The 19,387-nt window shown below is 65.5% G+C and carries 19 protein-coding genes; 17 read left to right on the plus strand and 2 right to left on the minus strand.

All coding sequences use genetic code 11. The features are described from left to right. Window positions 1-80: 80 nt before the first annotated feature. A complete protein-coding gene (locus CBW24_RS05800) occupies window positions 81-1,103 on the minus strand; it encodes a LacI family DNA-binding transcriptional regulator (protein WP_097372962.1) in 1,023 nt (340 codons plus the stop codon). A gap of 187 nt (window positions 1,104-1,290) precedes the next feature. Here CBW24_RS05800 and CBW24_RS05805 point away from each other — a divergent pair, with 187 nt between their 5' ends. The 12 genes from CBW24_RS05805 to CBW24_RS05860 all read left to right on the plus strand — a co-directional run bounded on the left by CBW24_RS05805 (window position 1,291) and on the right by CBW24_RS05860 (window position 13,846). After that, on the plus strand, window positions 1,291-2,601 hold the full coding sequence (locus tag CBW24_RS05805) for an ABC transporter substrate-binding protein (protein WP_097372963.1): 1,311 nt from the start codon (window positions 1,291-1,293) through the stop codon (window positions 2,599-2,601). Window positions 2,602-2,701: 100 nt separating this feature from the next. After that, the gene (locus CBW24_RS05810; protein WP_097372964.1) at window positions 2,702-3,436 is read left to right on the plus strand and encodes an SDR family NAD(P)-dependent oxidoreductase; all 735 of its coding nucleotides are present in this window, start codon (window positions 2,702-2,704) and stop codon (window positions 3,434-3,436) included. An 11-nt stretch (window positions 3,437-3,447) separates the two neighbouring features. After that, the gene (locus tag CBW24_RS05815) at window positions 3,448-4,314 is read left to right on the plus strand and encodes a carbohydrate ABC transporter permease (RefSeq protein WP_088662055.1); all 867 of its coding nucleotides are present in this window, start codon (window positions 3,448-3,450) and stop codon (window positions 4,312-4,314) included. Window positions 4,315-4,342: 28 nt separating this feature from the next. Continuing rightward, complete coding sequence (locus CBW24_RS05820) at window positions 4,343-5,176, plus strand: carbohydrate ABC transporter permease (RefSeq protein ID WP_088662054.1); 834 nt, start codon at window positions 4,343-4,345, stop codon at window positions 5,174-5,176. A gap of 5 nt (window positions 5,177-5,181) precedes the next feature. Beyond that, window positions 5,182-6,186, plus strand: coding sequence for an alcohol dehydrogenase catalytic domain-containing protein (locus tag CBW24_RS05825; protein ID WP_198405237.1), 1,005 nt, complete (start codon window positions 5,182-5,184; stop codon window positions 6,184-6,186). Then, on the plus strand, window positions 6,186-7,271 hold the full coding sequence (locus tag CBW24_RS05830; protein WP_097372965.1) for an ABC transporter ATP-binding protein: 1,086 nt from the start codon (window positions 6,186-6,188) through the stop codon (window positions 7,269-7,271). Before CBW24_RS05825 ends, CBW24_RS05830 begins: the two co-directional genes overlap by 1 nt. Further along, window positions 7,268-8,731, plus strand: a complete 1,464-nt coding sequence (locus CBW24_RS05835; protein ID WP_097372966.1) for an NAD-dependent succinate-semialdehyde dehydrogenase — start codon at window positions 7,268-7,270, stop codon at window positions 8,729-8,731. Before CBW24_RS05830 ends, CBW24_RS05835 begins: the two co-directional genes overlap by 4 nt. 47 nt (window positions 8,732-8,778) lie before the next feature. Further along, on the plus strand, window positions 8,779-9,651 hold the full coding sequence (locus tag CBW24_RS05840) for a PfkB family carbohydrate kinase (protein ID WP_269779763.1): 873 nt from the start codon (window positions 8,779-8,781) through the stop codon (window positions 9,649-9,651). Further along, the gene (locus CBW24_RS05845; RefSeq protein WP_097372968.1) at window positions 9,648-10,685 is read left to right on the plus strand and encodes a tagatose 1,6-diphosphate aldolase; all 1,038 of its coding nucleotides are present in this window, start codon (window positions 9,648-9,650) and stop codon (window positions 10,683-10,685) included. The genes CBW24_RS05840 and CBW24_RS05845 overlap by 4 nt, the downstream gene beginning before the upstream one ends. A 211-nt stretch (window positions 10,686-10,896) precedes the next feature. Next, the gene (locus CBW24_RS05850; protein WP_088662049.1) at window positions 10,897-11,826 is read left to right on the plus strand and encodes a Bug family tripartite tricarboxylate transporter substrate binding protein; all 930 of its coding nucleotides are present in this window, start codon (window positions 10,897-10,899) and stop codon (window positions 11,824-11,826) included. Between the two features lie 38 nt (window positions 11,827-11,864). Beyond that, window positions 11,865-12,338 carry a tripartite tricarboxylate transporter TctB family protein gene (locus CBW24_RS05855; protein ID WP_097372969.1) on the plus strand — a complete coding sequence of 158 codons (474 nt, stop codon included), beginning with the start codon at window positions 11,865-11,867 and terminating at the stop codon, window positions 12,336-12,338. Next, entirely contained in the window at window positions 12,338-13,846 is a 1,509-nt protein-coding gene (locus CBW24_RS05860; RefSeq protein ID WP_097372970.1) for a tripartite tricarboxylate transporter permease, read from the plus strand. The genes CBW24_RS05855 and CBW24_RS05860 overlap by 1 nt, the downstream gene beginning before the upstream one ends. A 45-nt stretch (window positions 13,847-13,891) precedes the next feature. Here the strand turns inward: CBW24_RS05860 and CBW24_RS05865 are convergent, their stop codons facing one another. Then, window positions 13,892-14,593: a GntR family transcriptional regulator gene (locus tag CBW24_RS05865; RefSeq protein WP_097372971.1), complete on the minus strand. Its 702-nt coding sequence runs from the start codon at window positions 14,591-14,593 to the stop codon at window positions 13,892-13,894. Between the two features lie 143 nt (window positions 14,594-14,736). On the opposite strand from CBW24_RS05865, the gene CBW24_RS05870 reads away from it, so the two are divergent. The 5 genes from CBW24_RS05870 (at window position 14,737) to CBW24_RS05890 (ending at window position 19,273) form a co-directional block, all read left to right on the plus strand. Then, window positions 14,737-15,024, plus strand: coding sequence for a UxaA family hydrolase (locus tag CBW24_RS05870; protein ID WP_097372972.1), 288 nt, complete (start codon window positions 14,737-14,739; stop codon window positions 15,022-15,024). A 5-nt stretch (window positions 15,025-15,029) separates the two neighbouring features. Further along, complete coding sequence (locus CBW24_RS05875) at window positions 15,030-16,211, plus strand: UxaA family hydrolase (RefSeq protein ID WP_088662269.1); 1,182 nt, start codon at window positions 15,030-15,032, stop codon at window positions 16,209-16,211. A gap of 3 nt (window positions 16,212-16,214) precedes the next feature. Continuing rightward, window positions 16,215-17,147 carry a hydroxyacid dehydrogenase gene (locus CBW24_RS05880; protein WP_097372973.1) on the plus strand — a complete coding sequence of 311 codons (933 nt, stop codon included), beginning with the start codon at window positions 16,215-16,217 and terminating at the stop codon, window positions 17,145-17,147. Next, window positions 17,134-18,153, plus strand: a complete 1,020-nt coding sequence (locus tag CBW24_RS05885; protein ID WP_097372974.1) for an Ldh family oxidoreductase — start codon at window positions 17,134-17,136, stop codon at window positions 18,151-18,153. The genes CBW24_RS05880 and CBW24_RS05885 overlap by 14 nt, the downstream gene beginning before the upstream one ends. A 172-nt stretch (window positions 18,154-18,325) precedes the next feature. Then, complete coding sequence (locus CBW24_RS05890; protein ID WP_088662042.1) at window positions 18,326-19,273, plus strand: tripartite tricarboxylate transporter substrate binding protein; 948 nt, start codon at window positions 18,326-18,328, stop codon at window positions 19,271-19,273. Window positions 19,274-19,387: the final 114 nt, after the last annotated feature.

Genomic DNA, 19,387 nt, shown 5'->3' on the forward strand with positions numbered 1-19,387 from the left:
AAGGAAAACGCCCCTCATGGCAGGGCGTCGCGACGCTGCGTTGCGGCGTGCGGGGGCGGTGAGGCGGGCTAGCGTTGGGGTTAGCGTGGCGGGGGCGCTGTCGATTCCCGCACCACCAGCGAAAAGTCCAGTTCCCGGTGCGGGATCGTCGGTTCTCCGGCAAGGCTGGCGGTCAGCCATTGCCCGGCACAGACCCAGATTTCATCCGTCGGCATGTGGATCGTGGTCAGGCTGGGGTTCAGATGGCGGCTCCAGTCCAGATCGTCGAACCCGACAAAGGACACATCGTCGGGCACCTTCAACCCCATGCGGATCGCCTCCAGCATCACGCCATAGGCGATGACATCATTGCCGCAGATCACGGCGGTAGGGTGATCGTCCTGACCGAAAAGCGTCCGCGCGGCCTGCCGGGCTTCGTCCAGATTATAGTTCACCTGCATCTGCCACTGCGCGGGCGGCTGCGCGCCATGATCCGCCAGCACGGTCAGGACGCCCCGGCTTCGGGCCTGCGCGCGGTCATTGTTGCGGTGGATCGCGGAAACGGTTGCCACCCGGCGATGCCCCAGATCCATCAGGTGCCGGGTGATGCGCTGGCCTGCGGCTTCGTTATCGACGCCGACGCTGGGATAGGGCTTGTCCGGGTCATAGACGCCCACATTCACAAACGGAATGGCATGGGCCATCAGCATCCGGCGCAGATCGGGATGGCGGGCGTCCCCGCGCAGGATCAACCCGTCGATCCCGCGAGAGACAAGGTTGCGCGCCTGCTCCAACTCGATTTCCAGATCGTATTCGTTGGTTGCCAGCAGCAGCAGGTAATTCTGCGAGGCGAGATAGGATTGCAGCGCCTGAAGCCCGCGCGCGAACATCGCATTGTCGACGGTGGGGACGATGGCACCGATGGTCCGGGTGCGCCGGGACGATAGCGCCCGCGCAGATGCATCGGGGATATAGCCCAGGTCCCGGATGGCCGTCGTGATCCGGTCGCGCAGCTTCTCGCTCACGCTGTCGGGGCGGTTCAGCGCCCGCGAAACGGTCGCTGTCGAGACGTTGGCGGCGCGGGCGACATCCCGGATTCCAATGGATTGCGTGCTGTCTGTCATCGGCTCGGATTGGTAACGGTTACATTCACTATACCCATGAACTAACACGAAATCCCGCCTTTGGTCACTAGGGACTGTTACGTCATGCAAGCTCCATTGACCGAATCGTAACGCTGTTATATGTAACCGGTTACAAGTTGCGGGTATGGGAGAAGGTGCCCCCGGCTTCATATGGGAGGATATGTAAATGACGGTTTATAAGATCGCAGGGTCCAGCACGGCCGTGGCCGTGGCGCTGACCGCGCTGTCGGGCCTGCCCGCACTGGCACAGGACGGCGCTTTCGATTGGCGGGCCCATGAGGGGGAAACGGTTTCGTTTCTGGCCAATAACAACCCTTGGGCCACGACGGTGCTGGAATACGCCGATGAATTCGAGGAACTGACCGGCATCGAATTGGCGGTGGACAGCTACCAAGAACAGCAGATGCGCCAGCGCCTGCTGACGGTGATGAACGCACGCAGCGACGAGATCGACGTGTTCATGACGCTGCCCTCCCGCGAGGGGATGCAATTCGCCGCTGCTGGCTGGTATCACGATCTGGCGGAATTCGCGCAATCCGACGTTGCGCCGGATTATGATTACGACGGGCTGAGCCGCGCACTGCTGGATGCGGCTACGTTCGATGGTGTGCTGACCGGGATGCCGCTCAATATCGAAGGGCCGTTGCTCTACTACCGGACCGACGTGTTCGAAAGATGCGACGTGGCTCCGCCTACGACGCTGACCGAAATGCGTGACGCCGCCGCCACCATCGCGGAATGTGAGCCGGGCATGACGGCGTTCGCCACGCGCGGTCTGAAACCGGCGCTGCCCTATACGTTCAGCAACGTGCTGCACAATATGGGCGGCAGCTACATGGCGGATGGCAAATCCAACCTGTGCTCCCCCGAGGCCAAGGCCGCGATCGAGCTTTATGCCGGCATCTTGCAGGATTATGGCCCGCCGGGCGTGGTCAATTACAGCTTCTATCAACTGACCTCGCTCTATCGGGCGGGCAGGGCGGCGATGTCGTTCCAGTCGTCGAACGAATTCCCAGCGGTGATGGAAGGCGGCGACCGGCTCGAAGATACCGGCATCATGCCGCTGCCCGCAGGGGACGGCGGCTCCGTCCCGACGGCGATTGGCTGGGCACTTTCGGTGTCGGGCTTCAGCGACAATCCCGATGCGGCGTGGTATTTCGTGCAATGGGCCACCAGCCCGGAAATGCAGGCGCGTCTGGCGCTGCAAGGGATCGCACCGCCGCGCAGCGCCGCTGCCGAAAACCCCGATTACCTCGCATGGCTGGAAGAACAGCCGGTGCGTCAGGAATGGCAGGCCGCTCTGGGCCAGCTTGCGGATACGGGCTCGTCCGAAGTGGGCTTCCCGATCGTCCAAAACCCTGAATCGCGCGAATATATCGGGCAGGCGGTCAATGCGGTTCTGCTGGGACAGGCCACCGTCGATGAGGCCTGCGCCGCAGCGGATGCTGACCTCAATGCGTTGATCGAGCGCGAATAAAGCCTCCCCCCTGACCGCCCGGCTGCCGCATCGCGATGGCCGGGCGGGCTATACCGCCAACCCCCCCAACATTCCTGACCCTGACGGAGCGGTTCCTACCATGGCCGAACCATTCTCTCTGCCTGCGCATACCTCGGTTGTCGTGATCGGCGGCACCGGCGGCATCGGCAGCGCCATCGCGCGGCAATTCCTTGATCTGGGGGCGCAGGTGACGATCACCGGCGCCAGCGACCGCGACATCGCCGCCTGCGGGCTGGCCGACACGCCGGGCGTCACCTGTGCCGTGCTGGACGTGACCGATGACGCGGCGATGGTCGCCTTTGCCGACGGGATCGCGCGTGTCGATGTGCTGGTCAATTGCGCGGGCATCCTGCGCCGTGACGCCGAATATGACATCAAGACATTCCGGCAGGTGATCGACGTGAACCTGACGGGCACGTTTTCCGCCTGCATCGCCTTCCGCCCGCGGCTGGCCGAAACGCAGGGCGCGATTATCAACATCGCCTCGATGAACGCCGAACGCGCGCTGCCGCGCCTGCCGGGCTACTGCGCCAGCAAGGCGGGCGTGGTGATGGTGACCCGCGCGCTGTCCCATGCCTGGGCACCGGACGGCATTCGCGTGAACGCGGTCGCTCCCGGCTTTATCGAAACCGAGTTGAACGCCGAAGGCCGCGCCGACCGGGCCCATTACGACCGTATCGCGGACCGCACCGCACTCAAGCGCTGGGGCCTGCCCGAAGATGTGGCCGGGGCCGTCGTCTTTCTCGCCATGCCTGCCGCCCGCTATGTGACCGGATCGGTCTACGCGGTCGATGGCGGCTTTCTCGCCAGCTGACGGAGGCCTCGATGCGCGCCCAATCCCAGAAACATCAGCTGACCGCACTGGCCGCGCCTTCGGTCATCTTCTGCATCGGCATGATCGCGTTTCCGATCATCTACACCGTGTGGATCAGCTTTCAGTCGACCACTGCCACCGGGGGCATGCGTTTCGCCGGCACCGGCAATTACAGCCGCATGGTGCAGGACGGGCAGTTCTGGAATGGGATCTGGGTGACCTTCTACCTGTATTTCCTGTCTCTGGCGATGCAACTTTTCTTTGGAACTTGGCTCGCGCTGTTGCTGTTCAACGCCAAACGCCTGCCGGGCATCGTGCGGTCGCTGTTCATCTCACCCTTCATGATGCCGCCGGTGGTGGCGGGGATGATGTGGATCGTGATCCTCGACCCGTCGCTAGGTGTTGCCAACTATGTGCTGACCTCGCTGGGGTTGCCGCCCTCGACATGGCTGGCCTCGCCCGCGCTGGTCGTGCCCACGCTGGCGCTGATCGATACATGGCAGTGGACGCCCTATGTCGCGCTGATCGTGCTGGGCGGGTTGCAGTCGCTGCCGCCCAATGTCTACGAGGCCGCCGAAATCGACGGTGCCCCCCGCTGGAAGAAGCTGACCCGCATTACGTTGCCGCTGCTGCTGCCGACGCTGGTCACCGCGATGGTGCTGCGCAGCGTCGATCTGCTGCGGTTCTTCGATCTGATCTACATCACCACCCAAGGCGGGCCCGCCGACGCGTCGCTAACGCTCAATATCTACGGCTTCCGCACGGGGTTCGAATTCTTTCAGCTGGGCTATTCCGGCGCGCTGATGATCACCCTGTCCACCATCGTTCTCGGCGCGGTCATCGTGCTCAACAAGCTGCGCCACAAGGTGGCGTGGTGAGCCCCGCCGCGCAGATCGGAGACCAGACATGAGCACAATTTCGAACCCGATGTCGGACCGTGGCGCACGGATCGCCAATTCGATCATGCTGACCATCGCCGGGATCATCGTCATCACGCCGACCTTCTGGATGGTGCTGTCGTCGTTCAAGCAATCCTTCGAGGTCACGGCCTATCCGCCGACGCTTCTGTTCACGCCGACGCTGGACAACTACGCCACCCTGTCGGAGCGCACGCCATTCATGAGCTACGCGCTCAACAGCATGATCGTCACTCTAGGCTCCACGTTTCTGGGGCTGCTATTCGGCGCGCCTGCCGCCTTCGTTGCGTCATGGACCCGCGTGACATGGCCTGCCATCGTCACGCTTGTGGCGCGGATGGCACCGGGCACGCTGTTTTTGCTGCCGTGGTATCTGATGTTCCGGCAGTTCGACATGATCGGCTCCTACTGGTCGCTGATCCTGACCCACGGCGTGATTACCATGCCCATCGTGATCTGGGTGTTGCTGCCGTTCTTCGACAACATCCCCCGTTCGATCTACGAGGCCGCGCAGGTCGATGGCTGCTCGCCGGCCTATGTATTCTGGAAAATCGCGCTGCCGCTGGTCAGTTCCGGTCTTGTCGTCTCGACCATCCTCGCCTTCGTGTTTTCGTGGAATTACTTCCTGTTTTCGCTGGTGCTGTCGAATTCCGACACCAAGACGCTGATCGCGGCCTCGTTCAATTTCATCGGCGAAGGGTCGACCAACTGGGGCGGGCTGATGGCCGCCGCCACACTGATCGCGCTGCCGCCGCTCGTCCTTGCAACCCTTGTCCAGCGCTGGCTGATTTCCGGCCTCACGCTGGGCGCCGTGAAAGGTTGATCGCCATGCCCACCGCATCCCCAACCATGCGCTACGCCGATTTTCAGGGGGGCGAAGCCATCGTCGTGTCGGACATGCCGCGCCCCGAACCCGCCCCCGGCGAGGCGATCCTGCGCGTCAGCCGCACCGCGCTCTGCGGCTCCGATTTCAAGCTGTGGCACAAAGGTGCGGCCCATGTCGCGGGCCATGAGATTTGCGGTCACGTCGCGCAGCCGGGCCACCCCCGCGACGGGCAGCATTGCGCGGTCTACATCCCCGAACATTGCGGCACCTGCGCAACCTGCCGGGCGGGCCACACCCAGATGTGCACCGAGGTCTCGTCGCTCATCGGGTGGAACCGCGATGGGGGCTACGCCGAATATCTGCGCGTGCCCGACAATTGCCTGATGCCGGTGCCCGATGACATCCCGCTGGATCTGGCGCCGCTGCTGCTGGACACGATCGGCACCTCGGCCCATGCGGTGCGCGAGGGGCGGCGCGTTCTGGCCACCCAGACGCCGCGCGTGCTGGTCACGGGTGCGGGGCCGGTGGGGCTTGGCGTTTTGCTGGCACTGCGGGCGATGGGGCAGGCGGAGGTGCATGTCTCCGATCCCAATCCCGACCGGCTTGCTCTGGCGGAGGAGTTCGGCGGCATCGCCGTGCCCGTGGGCAGCCGCGCGCAACGCTTTGACCTGATCCTCGAATGCTCCGGCGCCCATGCCGCGCGCGATCTGGCCATCGAGTTGATCCTGCCCAAGGGCGTGATCGTGCTGGTCGGCGAAAACGCCGCGCCGTGGATGATCCAGGAGGGACCGGTGTTCCGCCGCAAGGATTTCGTCATGCTGCGGACCTTCTATTTCCCCAAGGGCGATTTCGCCCCCAATGTCGCGCTGCTGCGGGCCCATCGTGAGGCCTATGCGCGGCTGGTGGATGACCGCTTCGGGCTCGACGCGCTGCCCGAGAAATTCGCCGAATTCGCACAAGGCGGGCTCATCAAACCCGTGCTGGCCTTCACCGAGGAGGATCGTTGATGGCTTCCATCACCATGAAGAACCTGGTCAAGCGCTACGGCGCGGCGACCGTTATTCCCGAACTATCGCTGGAAATTCGTGACACCGAATTCGTGGTGCTGGTCGGGCCATCGGGCTGCGGCAAATCCACCTTGCTGCGGGTGCTGGCCGGGCTGGAGCCGATCAGCGGTGGCGAGCTTTATATCGGCGATGATCTCGTCAATGACGTGCCGCCGTCCCGCCGGGACATTGCGATGGTGTTTCAGGATTACGCGCTCTACCCCCACATGACCGTGCGCCAGAACATGGGGTTCGCGCTGGAGATGCGCGGAATGCCCAAGGCCGAGATTGCGGAGCGGGTCGATACCGCCGCGCGGCTTCTCGATATCGGCAAACTGCTCGATCGTCGCCCCAAAGCCCTGTCGGGCGGCCAACGCCAGCGGGTCGCGATGGGCCGGGCCATCGTTCGCAATCCGCGCGTGTTCCTGTTCGATGAGCCGCTCTCGAACCTCGACGCCAAACTGCGCGCGCAGGTCCGCGCCGAAATCAAAGCCCTGTCGGAGAAGCTCAAGACCACGATGGTGTTCGTCACCCACGATCAGGTCGAAGCCATGACGATGGCCGACCGTATCGTGGTGCTGAAGGATGGCGAAATCCAGCAGGTCGGCACCCCGGAGGAGGTCTATAACCGCCCCGTCAATCAATTCGTGGCCGGGTTCATCGGCTCGCCCGCGATGAATTTCAACACCGTCACCCACCGCGCCGGACGGCTGCACCTGACGGATGGCAGTTCGCAGCCGCTGCCGTCCGGCGTCACCTTGCCCGAAAATGCGCAGGTCGTTCTGGGCGTCCGGCCCGAACATTTCATCGTCAGCGACACCGATCCGGACGCACTGAGCGTCGAGGTCACGCTGACCGAGCCGCTCGGCTCCGAAACGCTGGTGCATTTCAACCTCGCGGGGGAACGCGTCATTGCCACCGTGCCGCCCGATCACCGGGTTGATGCCCATGGCCGGCTCTCTGTCCGCATCGCGATGGACAAGGCCCACCTGTTTGATCCCGAAACCGGCGCTGCGCTGCGTGAGCGCCAGAAAGACCTCGTATGACCGATCTGCCCCTTTCCGATCCTTCGCTCTTTACCGATGCCTGCCGCGTGGCGGGGCGTTGGCTGCGGGTTGAGGATGCAGCCGCCGGTATCGCCGTGACCAACCCCGCCGATGGCAGCACCGTTGCCACCGTGCCCTCGCTGCCCGTCGAGACCCTGCGCGAGGCAATCGCCGCCGCCCGCGATGCGATGCCCGCATGGGCCGCGCGCCCGGCCAAGGAGCGTGCCGCCATCCTGCGCCGCTGGCATGACCTGATCGTCGCGAATGCCGATGACCTTGCCCAGATCCTGACCGCAGAGCAGGGCAAGCCGCTGGCGGAAGCGCGCGGTGAGATCATCGCCAACGCCGCCTATCTGGAATGGTTCGCGGAGGAGGCCAAGCGCGTCTATGGCGATGTGATCCCCACCCCCGCTGCGGATCGCCGGGTGCTGGTCCTGAAACAGCCCATCGGCGTCTGCGCCGCGATCACCCCGTGGAACTTTCCCAATGGCATGATCACGCGCAAGGCCGGTCCGGCGCTGGCGGCAGGCTGTCCGATCATTGTCAAACCCGCCTCGCAAACGCCGCTTTCGGCGCTGTCGCTGGCGGTGCTGGCCGAACGCGCGGGCGTGCCTGACGGGATTTTTCAGGTCGTCACCGGCAAGGCATCGCAGATCGGCACCGAATTCTGCACCAATCCCGATATCGCCAAGATCAGCTTTACCGGCTCGACCGAAGTGGGGCGCTGGCTGATCCGCGAAAGCGCGGATGATATCAAACGGCTCTCGCTGGAACTGGGCGGCAACGCACCGTTTCTGGTGTTCGACGATGCCGATCTGGACGCCGCCGTCGAGGGCGCGATGATCGCCAAATTCCGCAATTCCGGCCAGACCTGCGTCTGCGCCAACCGTATCTATGTCCATGACAGCATCGCCGATGCATTCGCGGAAAAACTGGGGGCCGCTGCCGCCAAATTGCAGGTCGGGCCGGGGACCGAGCCGGGAACCGAGCAGGGACCGCTCATCGACATGGCTGCCGTGGATAAGATGGAAGCCCATCTGCGCGACGCGCTCGACCACGGCGCGGAACTGGTCAGCGGCGGCGCGCGTCACGCGCTGGGCGGCAGCTATTTCCAACCCACCGTCCTGAAGGGCGTGACGCAGGACATGCTGCTGGCGCATGAGGAAACATTCGCGCCCCTCGCCCCCGTCATCGCGTTCCAGACCGAGGCCGAGGCGCTGACGATGGCCAATGACACCGAATTTGGCCTCGCCGCCTATTTCTACACCCGTGACCTCGCCCGGACCTTCCGGGTGGGGGAGGCGCTGGAGGCCGGGATCGTCGGCGTCAACACCGGGCTCATCGCCAACGAGGCCGCGCCTTTCGGTGGGTTCAAACAATCGGGGCTGGGCCGCGAAGGGTCGAAATACGGCATCGAGGAATATCTGGAGATCAAATATCTCTGCGTGGCGGGCCTGTGACGGGCGCTGCTTCATATCCTGTAGACGCGCAGCCGCGTGTCGCCTGCGTGGGCATGACCGCGCTCGATCACATTTGGCAGACCGAAACCCTGCCGGATGCAGCGGGGAAATTCCGCGCCGATGGCTTTGCCTCGGTCGGTGGGGGCATGGCCGCCACCGCCGCTGTCGCCGTGGCGCGGCTGGGCGGACGGGCTCTGTTTCTGGGCCGCGCCGGGGCGGATGAGGCCGGACGCATGATGCAGCGCGAGCTTGCGGACGAAGGCGTCGATGTCACGCAGATGCGGCTGATCGAGGGCGCGCAGTCGTCGATTTCCGGTGTCATCGTTGACGGTCAGGGCGAGCGCATGATCGTCAATTTTCGCGGGGCCGACCTGCCGGACGATCCCGGCTGGATACCTGCCGATCAGATCGCGGCACAGGATGCGGTTCTGGCCGATCCGCGCTGGCCCTATGGGGCAGAGCAGGCGTTTCGGCTGGCGCGGGCGGCGGGCGTGCCCACCGTTCTCGATGCCGAAGTGTCGGAGCCCGAGGTCTTCGACCGGCTGCTGCCGCTGACCGATCACGCGATCTTTTCCGAGCCGTCACTGGCCCGCTACGCCGGCACCGACCGCCCGCTGGAGCGGATCGCCGCGCAGGGCTGCCGCGTCGCCGCCGTGACCCGTGGCGGCGCAGGTGTCGATTGGCTGGCGGAGGGCCGTGCCGGGCACCATCCCGCGCTACCCGTCGCCGTGCGCGACACCAATGGCGCAGGCGACGTGTTCCACGGGGCCTATGCGCTGGCGCTCGGCGCCGGGCTGGCCGTGACCGACGCGATGGCCTTTGCCGCGGCGGCGGCCGCCTTGAAATGCACCAAACCCGGCGGGCGCGGGGGCATCCCCGGACTCGCAGAAACTCTGACGCTATGGAGACAACACCCATGACCACTTTCGGAAAACAGCGCGGCCTGACCCGTCTGGCCAATGCCGACGGCTATTTCACGATGGTCGCCCTCGATCAGCGTCCGCCGCTGTTCAACGCCATCGCCCAGGCTCGTGGTGTCAGCGTGGACGAGGTCAGCTTCGACGAAATGCTGACCGCCAAGCGGCTGCTGGTGGAGGCACTGGCCGATGAAGCAAGCTCGATGCTGCTTGATCCCAATTACGCCATTCCCGCCGCCATCGACATCCTGCCGTCCAGCACGGGCATGATCGTCACGCTGGAGGAACACCGCTTCGAGGACGGGGCCGAGGGCCGCAAAAGCCGCTCCATCGACAATTGGAGCGTGGACAAGATCCGCCGTATCGGCGGTGACGCGGTAAAGGTGCTGGCATGGTATCGCCCGGATGCCAGTCCGGAGGTTCTGGCCCATCAGCGCGCCTATGTGCGCGCAGTCGGCGCCGAATGTCGCCGCCATGACCTCCCTTATGTGCTGGAATTGCTGGTCTATCCGTTTCCTGACAGCGATGCGCACACCACCGATTATGTCGAGTCGGGGGATAAGCGCGCGGATATGGTGATCGAAAGCGTCCGTGAATTCGCCAAGCCGGAATACGGTGTCGATCTGTTCAAGCTGGAAACCCCGCTGCCTGCCGCCTCGCTGCCCCCCCTCGACGGGAGCGCCGCGCATCAGGAGGCCGCCCGCGCGTTCGAGGAGGTCGGCGCGATCTGTGCCGCCGCCGGGGCACCGTGGGTCATGCTGTCGGGCGGTGCCGCGCCGGAGCAGTTCGAGCGGGTGCTGCAATATTCCTATGCCGCGGGGGCGCAGGGCTTCTTGGCTGGGCGCACGATCTGGCTTGATTCGGTGGTGTCCCATTTCCCCGATACCGACGCGGTGCTGGGCGCGCTTCAGGCCGACGGGTTGCAGCGACTGCGCCGCCTGAGCGCCCTGACGGCAGCCGAGGCGAAACCATGGCAGCCCACCTTTGACATCTCCCAGATCGACCGCGAAGGCGCGTTTTCCGCCGCTTACGCCTGATCCTTCCACAGTTGACGAAAGGGGCGGCTTGCCAAGGCCGCCCCTTTTTTCGTGCTCAGGTTCCGTATGGGTCAAGAGAGTGTTTGACACGCAAATCGTAGCGCTATTATCTGGAGGCGTCCGCTGGGGGCCGATCCCGGTTCCGGGGGCGCTGCGGGAGGCAGCGGCGGCCCTGTTCGGACAACATGCGGAACACCTTGGGAGGAAAGACATGACATATAAGTATTCGCTGACCAGCCTTGCGCTGGCGACGGTTGCCGGGCTCGCCACGGGCGCGCAGGCGCAGACGCTTGAAATGGTGGTGCCGTTCAGCGCCGGCGGCGGCACCGATACGGTCGCGCGCGTGTTCGAGCCCGCCTTTGCAGAGGCGCTGGGCCGCACGGTCGTGATCCGCAATAACGCGGGCGCCAGTGGCACCATCGGCGCGGCAGCGGCGGCTGCGGCAGATGCCGATGGCAACACCGTGGGCTACCTGCCCATCGGTCCCGTCGCGATCCAGCCCAGCCTGCGCGACACCGCCTATGATCTCGATAGCTTCTCCTACATCTGCCAGACGACATCGACGCCAGTGTTCCTGCTGCAGGCCGCCGAGGCCGAAAACGCGTCGGTCGAGGATTGGGTCGGGCAGGGCACATCCGACCGCGTGGTCTATGGCTCCTCCGGGCCGGGCACGATCCCGCATCTGGCCATGGCCGCCTTCGCATCCGAAGCCGGGCTGAATGCCGTGCACCTGCCCTTCGACGGCACCGGCACCGCGATGAACGCGATGGCCGGCGGCGAGATCGACCTGTTCGTCGACACCGCGACCGTGCTGGAGGCCAACAATGTCACGGCGCTCGCGGTCTTTGCCGGGGAACGGCTTGACGCTTATCCGGACGTGCCGACGATGGCGGAACTGGGCTACGATCTTGACTTCTCGGTCTGGCAGGGGCTCTTCGGTCCCGCGGGTCTGAGCGAAGATCAGCTGGCCACGTTTGCCTCGGCCTGTGAGGCGTCGGTCAATTCCGATGCGTTCGCCGATCTCGCGGCGAAAACCAATACCGGCCTGCTGTTCCGCGGCCCGGCCGAGTTCGAAACCTTTGTCCGGCAGAATGCCGAGATGAACGCGACGATCCTGAAAGAGGCCGGTCTGGTCAACTGATCACCGGCATCTGACGACACAGAAGGGGGAGGGGCAGCATGGTCAAGCGACCGGCAGAACTGGCGGTAACGCTGGGATTACTGGCCGTGGCCGTCGCGGCATTCGCCGCGTCATGGGCATCGGTCGGCGGGGTCAACGCGGCCTCGAACGATCAGCCCATGCGGCTGCCCCGCATCCTTCTGGTGCTATGGACCGTGCTGGCGTTGGCCTGCGCGGGCCGCGCGGCGCTGGTCCCCGCGGCATCCGGCACTGCGCCTTCCACGGCGCGGGCGGGGGCGGGCCGGGTCACCGCCTTTGCCGTCGTGCTGCTGATGACGGCGGTCTCCCTGCCGCTGCTCGGCTATCTGCTGCCGGTGACCATCGGCCTTGCGATCCTGTTGTGGTTGCTGGGCGAGCGCAGCCCGGTGCGCTTTGCCGTGGCGCTTCTGCTGCTGGGGCCGGGCCTGTGGGCCGTCTTCCATCACGGGCTGGGCATGCGCCTGCCGCTGCTCATATCCGGAGGGGCGTTCTGATGCAGGATCTTGCCGTTATCCTTGGCACTGTGCTGACCTTTTCCACGCTGCTGGCGTTGGTGCTGGGCACCGGTCTTGGCATCATCATCGGCGCGCTGCCGGGGCTGGGGTCGGTCGTCGGGCTGTCGATCGGTCTGCCGTTCACCTTTGGCATGGAAACCGTGCCCAGCCTGACATTGCTGCTGGGGATCTATTGCGGCTCCGTCTATGGCGGCTCCGTTTCCGCGATCCTCGTCAATTCGCCGGGCACGCCGCAGGCCGCCGCCACCACGCTGGATGGCTACCCGATGGCGCAGCGGGGCGAGGCCGGTCTGGCGCTTGGCTGGGCCACCATGAGTTCCGTGCTGGGCGGGCTGTTTTCCTGCGTCGTGCTGATCGTCGCGGCGCCGCAACTGGCCCGGTTCGCCACCAGCTTTGGCTCGGTCGAGGTCTTCGCGCTGATCGTGCTGGCCCTGACCTGCATTGCCGCCGTCTCAGCCGGGAACACCATCAAGGGCCTCTTGATGGGGGTGATCGGGCTATCGCTGGCGCTGGTCGGCACCGATCCGGTGACCGGGGCCGCACGCTTTACCTTCGGCACGCAATTCCTGTCGGCGGGGTTTGACCTGATCGCCGTGGTGATCGGGCTGTTTGCCCTGTCCGAGGCGCTCTACCGCGTCGCCACCGGCAATGAGGGCACGGCCGAGGTGTCCCGCGCCCGCATCATCATGCCGGGTTTTGCCGCATGGCGCAGCCGCATCGGCACGCTGATCCGCAGTTCCGCTATCGGTTGCGTCATCGGCGCGCTGCCGGGCACGGGTGCTGCGACGGCATCGTTCATCAGCTACGCGGTGGCCAAGCAAAGCTCGCGCCGCAGTGACAATTTCGGCAAGGGCGAGCCTGACGGGCTGGTCGCCGCCGAATCCTCCAACAATGCGGTCACGGGCTCCGCCATGATCCCGACGCTGGCGCTTGGCATTCCCGGCGATGTTGTGACGGCGATCCTGCTCAGCGCGCTGGTCGTGCACGGCATCACCCCGGGCGTGCGCCTGATGTCGGAACATCTGGATGTGGTGAACGCGATTTTCATCGTGCTGATCCTGATCAATCTGGTGATGTTGGTGTTGGCGTTCCCGCTGGTGCGGATCTTCGGGCGGCTGCTGGCTATTCCGCAGCACCTGATTACCGCAGGCATCGTCATCTTCGGGGTCGTCGGCGCCGCGACGGTCCGGGGCAATCCGCTGGATGTGGTGACCGCCGTGGGGTTCGCGATTTTCGGGTTGATCTGCCGGTTGACCGGGTTCCCGCTGGCGCCGCTGGTGATTGGGCTCGTGCTGGGGCCGCAGTTCGAACAGACGCTGCGCCGGGGATTATTGCTCAATGACGGGAATTTCGCGGCGTTCTTCGTCGACGGGCCGCTGGCCACGGGGCTGTTCCTCTGTGTCCTGCTGGCGGTGTTCGGGCCGCTCTTGAAGCGCGGCCTGCGCCGGGTGATGCCCGCGCGCGTCCTGCGCCGCAGTGGCAGCTGACCCCTGACGCCCGCGCGCCGCTCAGGCGGGCGGGGGCGCACGCGGTCAGGACAGCGAGATGAAATAGGCGTGGTCGTCGGTGACGTTCTGGCTCAGCCGCAATTCCACCACCCGATCCAGCACATCGACGGCCTGCCGCTGCACCGCCAGCACCGGCGCGCCGACCTTCAGCCCCAGCAGCCGGGCGCAGCGGGCCGGGGCAGGGACGGCCTTCACCTGTTCGTCGGCCCGCACGATGATGATCGAATAGGCTTGCTGGTAGAACACATAAAGCGTGTTGGGCAGCGGCACCCGGTCCGCCAGCCCCGGAAACAGCGCGGCGGAAATCACCGACACCTCATAGGTCATCGCGCGTCCCGCAAGGCTGCGCACCCGCTCGATCTCGATCACCTCATCCGGGCGACCCCATAGCGCCGCGCGCTCCGCCTCGGTCGCGGCGCGGCGGCGGGCGGTCTCATGTTCCAGCTTCGGCGTGTGCAGCGTGCCATCGGCCGCGCGCAGGCGGAAAAAGTTGAACAGCGAGGTTTCCGGCGTCCGCACGGTCACGAAGGTGCCGCGCCCTTGGGCCCGCTGCACCAGCCCGCGCGATTCCAACTCCATCAACGCCTTGCGCGCCGTGCCTTGGCTCACGCCCAGCTCCGCGCCCAGTTGCGTTTCGCTGGGCAGCAGCGCGCCCGATTGCAACACGCCCGACGCGATGCGCTCGACGATGGTGTCGATCACGACCTGATATAGCGGTGGGGCCATTGGGAACTCTCCAGAAAACGGACCTTAGCTGTAGCAGGCTGACAGGGGTGTGAGCAAGTTTTCTATAATAGGTCTTGTATAAGTTTAATTATACATGTTACGACCGCCGCAACACAGTAGTAGCGGGCAGAGGAGGCCTTACATTGGGAAAACCACATCTTCTTGTGCATGATCACGAGGACAACGTCGGCGTCGTGGTGGTCGAGGGACTGACAGCGGGCACTGACATGCTGTGCGTCGTGACTGCGGATAATTCCGATTTCACGCTGACCGCGAATGCGGACATTCCCATCGGTCACAAGGTGGCGCTGCGCGACCTGAGCACCGGCGACACGGTGATGAAATACGGCGAGGACATCGGCAAAATGGTCGGCGGCGCCAACAAGGGCGATCACGTCCACACCCACAACTGCAAGACGAAACGGTGGTAATGACGATGGCACTCGATTTTTCCAACACGACCGTCAATGCATGGCGCCGCGAAAACGGCCGCGTCGGCGTCCGCAACCACGTTCTGATCCTGCCGGTGGATGACATCTCCAACGCCGCATGCGAGGCCGTGGCCAACAATGTCAAAGGCACGCTGGCGATCCCGCATGCCTATGGCCGCCTGCAATTCGGCGAGGATCTGGAGCTGCATTTCCGCACCATGATCGGCACCGGCGCCAACCCCAACGTGGCTGCCGTCGTCGTCATCGGCATCGAACCGGAATGGACGCAGGTCATCGTCGATGGCATCGCCAAGACCGGCAAGCCCGTCACCGGCTTCTCGATCGAGCAGAAAGGCGACTTCGAGACGATCCGTCAGGCCAGCTGGAAGGCTAAGGAATACGTCCATTGGGCAAGCGAACTGCAAAAGGAGCCGTGCCCGGTTTCCGATCTGTGGGTGTCGACCAAATGCGGCGAAAGCGACACCACCACCGGCCTGTCGTCCTGCCCGACCGTGGGCAACATGTATGACAAGCTGCTGCCCCATGGCATCTACGGCTGCTTTGGCGAGACGTCCGAGATCACCGGCGCGGAGCATATCTGCAAGGAACGCGCCGCGAACCCGGAAGCCGCCGACAAGTTCATGAAGATCTTTCAGGCCTATCAGGACGATGTGATCGAGCAGTTCAAGACCTCCGATCTGTCCGACAGCCAGCCCACCAAGGGCAACATTCTGGGCGGTCTGACCACGATCGAGGAAAAGGCGCTCGGCAACCTCGAAAAGATCGGGCGCAGCTCGACCTATATCGATGCGATGGGCCCGGCGGAGGCCCCCGAAAAGGGTCCGGGGCTTTACTTCATGGACACGTCCTCGGCGGCGGCGGAATGCGTCACGCTGATGGCGGCAGCGGGCTACGTCATCCACACCTTCCCCACCGGGCAGGGCAACGTGGTCGGCAACCCGATCGTGCCGGTCATCAAGATCTCCGGCAACCCGCGCACCCTGCGTACCATGTCCGAGCATATCGACGTGGATGTGACCGGCGTGCTGACCCGCGAGATGACCATCGACGACGCGGGCGACGCGCTGATCGAACAGATCATCCGCACCGCCAATGGCCGCTACACCGCAGCCGAGGCCCTGGGCCATCGCGAGTTCTCGCTGACCAAGCTGTATCGGTCGGCGTAATCCATGAAGGTCATCGTCTCCGAATTCATGGACGAGGCCGCGCTGGCGGGGTTTGGGCCGCAGGTGGATCTCACCTACGATCCGAGCCTCGTCGATAACCGGGAGGCGCTGCTTGCGGCGCTTCCCGGCGCGCAGGCGCTTATCGTCAGGAACCGCACGCAGGTCGATCAGGCGGTGCTCGACGCCGCGCCGGATCTGCGCGTCGTAGGGCGGCTGGGCGTCGGCCTCGACAATATCGACATGGCGGCGTGCAAGGCGCGCGACGTCATCGTGCATCCCGCCACCGGGGCCAACACCCTGTCCGTGGCGGAATATGTCATTTCGACCACGCTCAGCCTGCTGCGCGGGGCGTATAGCTCCAACGACACGATGATCGCGGGCCAGTGGCCGCGCAACGCGCTCATCGGGCTGGAGGCCTCAGGCCGGGTGATGGGACTGGTGGGATATGGCGGCATCGCGCGCGCCGTGGCCGACCGCGCCCGCGCCTTGGGCATGACCATCGCCGCCTATGACCCCTACCTCTCCGAAGACGACGCGGCATGGGCCGAGGCCCGCCGGTGCAGCATCGACGAATTGCTGGGGCTTGCGGATGTGGTGTCGCTGCATGTGCCGCTGACCGATGAGACCCGTGGCCTGATCGACGCGCAGGCGATCGCGGGCATGAAGCCCGGCGCCATCGTCATCAACACCGCCCGTGGCGGGGTGGTGGACGAACCCGCGCTGGCCGCCGCGCTGCGGGAGGGCCGTCTGGGCGGTGCCGCGCTCGACGTGTTCGAAACCGAGCCGCTGACCGCCGAGGCCGGCGCAGTGTTCAAGGACGTGCCGAACCTGATCCTGACGCCGCATATCGCGGGCGTCACCGATGAGGGCAACATCCGCGTCAGCGCCATCACGGTGGAAAACGTCGCACGGGAGCTTGCCCATGTCCCGGCCTGACGCAACCCTGACCCGTGACGAGGCCGAAGCGCTGATCTGCCGGGCGCTTACCGCGTCCGGCGTGTCGGAGCGCAATGCAGGCAGCGTTGCCCGCGCGCTGGTCGCCGCCGAAATCGACGGCCAGAAGGGCCACGGCTTTTCGCGGGTCGCGGCCTACGCGGCGCAGGCCCGGTCGGGCAAGGTGTCGGGCGCCGCCTGTCCCGTGGCCACCCGTAACGGCACGGCGCGGATCGACATCGATGCGCGCGACGGCTTTGCCTTTCCGGCGATCGACCTTGCGATCGAGGAGCTTGCGACCCTGACGCCGGAGGCCGGGATCGCCGCCGCCGCGATCCGCCGGTCGCATCATTGCGGCCAGCTTGGCGCACATGTGGAACGGCTGGCGGAGCGGGGCATGGCCGCGCTGATGGTCGCCAATTCGCCGCGGGCCATGGCCCCGTGGGGGGGCAGCGCGCCGCTTTTCGGCACCAACCCCATTGCCTTTGCCGCGCCGCGGAGCGACGGCCAGCCGCCACTGGTCATCGATCTATCGCTGTCGAAAGTGGCACGGGGTAAGGTCATGGCCGCCGCGAAGGCGGGCACGACAATTCCCGAAGGCTGGGCGCTCGACGCCGATGGCAATCCCACGACGGACCCGGACGCGGCGCTGAAAGGCACGATGGTGCCTGCGGGCGATGCCAAGGGCGCGGCGCTGGCGCTGGTGGTCGAGATCCTCGCCGCGACGCTGACCGGGGCCAACCATTCCGATGAGGCCAGTTCGTTCTTTGATGCCGACGGGCCGCCGCCGGGCGTGGGGCAGATGATCCTTGCCTTCGATACCGGGCGGGTCGGGGGTGCGGGCTTCGGCGCGCGGCTGGAGACGCTGCTGGGCGCGATGCTGGCACAGGACGGCACCCGCCTGCCGGGACAGAGCCGGCTGAAGGGCCGTGCCGTGTGCGCCGAGGAGGGCGTGCGCGTGCCGGGGCATCTGCTGGAGGAGATCGAAACAATTGCCGCCGCCCGTTGACGCGGGGACGTGAGTGGCATTGCATGCCGGGCAGGGGGCGGAGACGCGCGACGACGCGCCCGCCCCCGTCCCGGACCGGGTGGCCCCGCGCGGGGCTGCCCCCCGGACAGGTTGCCGGGCGGAACGCCCGCCCGGTGACACGCACTAATGTTCTCAGGGAGGAGACAAAACAATGAGAAAACTGACACTTGTCGCCGCAGTCTTCGGGCTCGCCGCTGGTATCGCGCAGGCGCAGGACTTTCCGCCGGGTGCGGTCGACTACGTCATCCCGTTCGGGCCGGGCGGTGAATCCGACATCACCGCGCGCCTGCAACAGCCCTATTTCAAGAAGCTCTACGGCGAAGAACTGGTCGTGTCCTACAAGCCGGGCGGCGGCGGGGCCGTGGGCTGGTCGCAGCTCAATTCGATGGCGGATGACGGCTCGGTCATCATGGGGGTCAACCTGCCCCACATCATCGTCAAGCCGGAACAGGGCAATGTCGGCTTCACCACCGACGACATTACCAATGTCTACATGTTCCACTACACGCCTGACGCCATCGTGGTGAAGGCCGACAGCCCGTTCGAGACGCTCGACGATCTGATCGCGGCGGCCAAGGCCGACCCGCGCAAGGTGACGTTCTCGGGCTCCGGCAAGGGCACCGCGAACCATCTGGTGCAGGTGAAGTTCGACAACCTCGCCGAGATCGAGACCACCTATGTTTCGTTCAAGGGCACCGGCGCTGCCGTCACGGCGATGCTGGGCGGGCAGGTCGCCGCCGAATGGGGCTATAGCACCGTGGGCGCCGCGCAGGGCGACAAGGTGCGGATGCTCGCCGTCGCCACCGAAGAACGCCAGCCGGCCTTCCCCGATGTGCCGACGTTCAAGGAACTGGGCTTTGACATCGTGTCTGGGGCTTATCGCGGCATTGCCGTGCCCAACGGCGCGTCCGAGGAAACCCGCCAGCAGGTGTCTGACGCCATCGCCGCGATCAACGCCGATCCGGAGTTCCGCCAGAAGATGCTCGACGGTGGCTTTGCGCTGGTCGATGTGCCCTATGGCCCGGAAATGGACGCTTTCATGGCCGAGCGCGCGGAGGATTACCTTGCCGCCGCGAAGGCCGCTGGCGTGATCGACTGATACGCCTTGCGGGCGCCGTGCATATCCCGTGATGTGCGGCGCCCGCGTTCCGTGACCGTTTCCGCCCCGGCCTCTGCGCTCGTCATTCCTGCGCGCCGCCCGTGCTTGCCCCGC

It is taken from the genome of Pacificitalea manganoxidans, assembly GCF_002504165.1.
Lineage (GTDB): Bacteria > Pseudomonadota > Alphaproteobacteria > Rhodobacterales > Rhodobacteraceae > Pacificitalea > Pacificitalea manganoxidans.

Coding starts and splice junctions, on each gene's coding strand:
- CBW24_RS05810 (WP_097372964.1), top strand. CDS start 2,702: ATGGCCGAACCATTCTCTCTGCCTGCGCATACCTCGGTTGTCGTGATC.
- CBW24_RS05825 (WP_198405237.1), top strand. CDS start 5,182: ATGCCCACCGCATCCCCAACCATGCGCTACGCCGATTTTCAGGGGGGC.
- CBW24_RS05860 (WP_097372970.1), top strand. CDS start 12,338: ATGCAGGATCTTGCCGTTATCCTTGGCACTGTGCTGACCTTTTCCACG.
- CBW24_RS05890 (WP_088662042.1), top strand. CDS start 18,326: ATGAGAAAACTGACACTTGTCGCCGCAGTCTTCGGGCTCGCCGCTGGT.
- CBW24_RS05845 (WP_097372968.1), top strand. CDS start 9,648: ATGACCACTTTCGGAAAACAGCGCGGCCTGACCCGTCTGGCCAATGCC.
- CBW24_RS05835 (WP_097372966.1), top strand. CDS start 7,268: ATGACCGATCTGCCCCTTTCCGATCCTTCGCTCTTTACCGATGCCTGC.
- CBW24_RS05800 (WP_097372962.1), bottom strand. CDS start 1,103: ATGACAGACAGCACGCAATCCATTGGAATCCGGGATGTCGCCCGCGCC.
- CBW24_RS05885 (WP_097372974.1), top strand. CDS start 17,134: ATGTCCCGGCCTGACGCAACCCTGACCCGTGACGAGGCCGAAGCGCTG.
- CBW24_RS05880 (WP_097372973.1), top strand. CDS start 16,215: ATGAAGGTCATCGTCTCCGAATTCATGGACGAGGCCGCGCTGGCGGGG.
- CBW24_RS05830 (WP_097372965.1), top strand. CDS start 6,186: ATGGCTTCCATCACCATGAAGAACCTGGTCAAGCGCTACGGCGCGGCG.
- CBW24_RS05875 (WP_088662269.1), top strand. CDS start 15,030: ATGGCACTCGATTTTTCCAACACGACCGTCAATGCATGGCGCCGCGAA.
- CBW24_RS05865 (WP_097372971.1), bottom strand. CDS start 14,593: ATGGCCCCACCGCTATATCAGGTCGTGATCGACACCATCGTCGAGCGC.
- CBW24_RS05820 (WP_088662054.1), top strand. CDS start 4,343: ATGAGCACAATTTCGAACCCGATGTCGGACCGTGGCGCACGGATCGCC.
- CBW24_RS05805 (WP_097372963.1), top strand. CDS start 1,291: ATGACGGTTTATAAGATCGCAGGGTCCAGCACGGCCGTGGCCGTGGCG.
- CBW24_RS05850 (WP_088662049.1), top strand. CDS start 10,897: ATGACATATAAGTATTCGCTGACCAGCCTTGCGCTGGCGACGGTTGCC.
- CBW24_RS05815 (WP_088662055.1), top strand. CDS start 3,448: ATGCGCGCCCAATCCCAGAAACATCAGCTGACCGCACTGGCCGCGCCT.
- CBW24_RS05855 (WP_097372969.1), top strand. CDS start 11,865: ATGGTCAAGCGACCGGCAGAACTGGCGGTAACGCTGGGATTACTGGCC.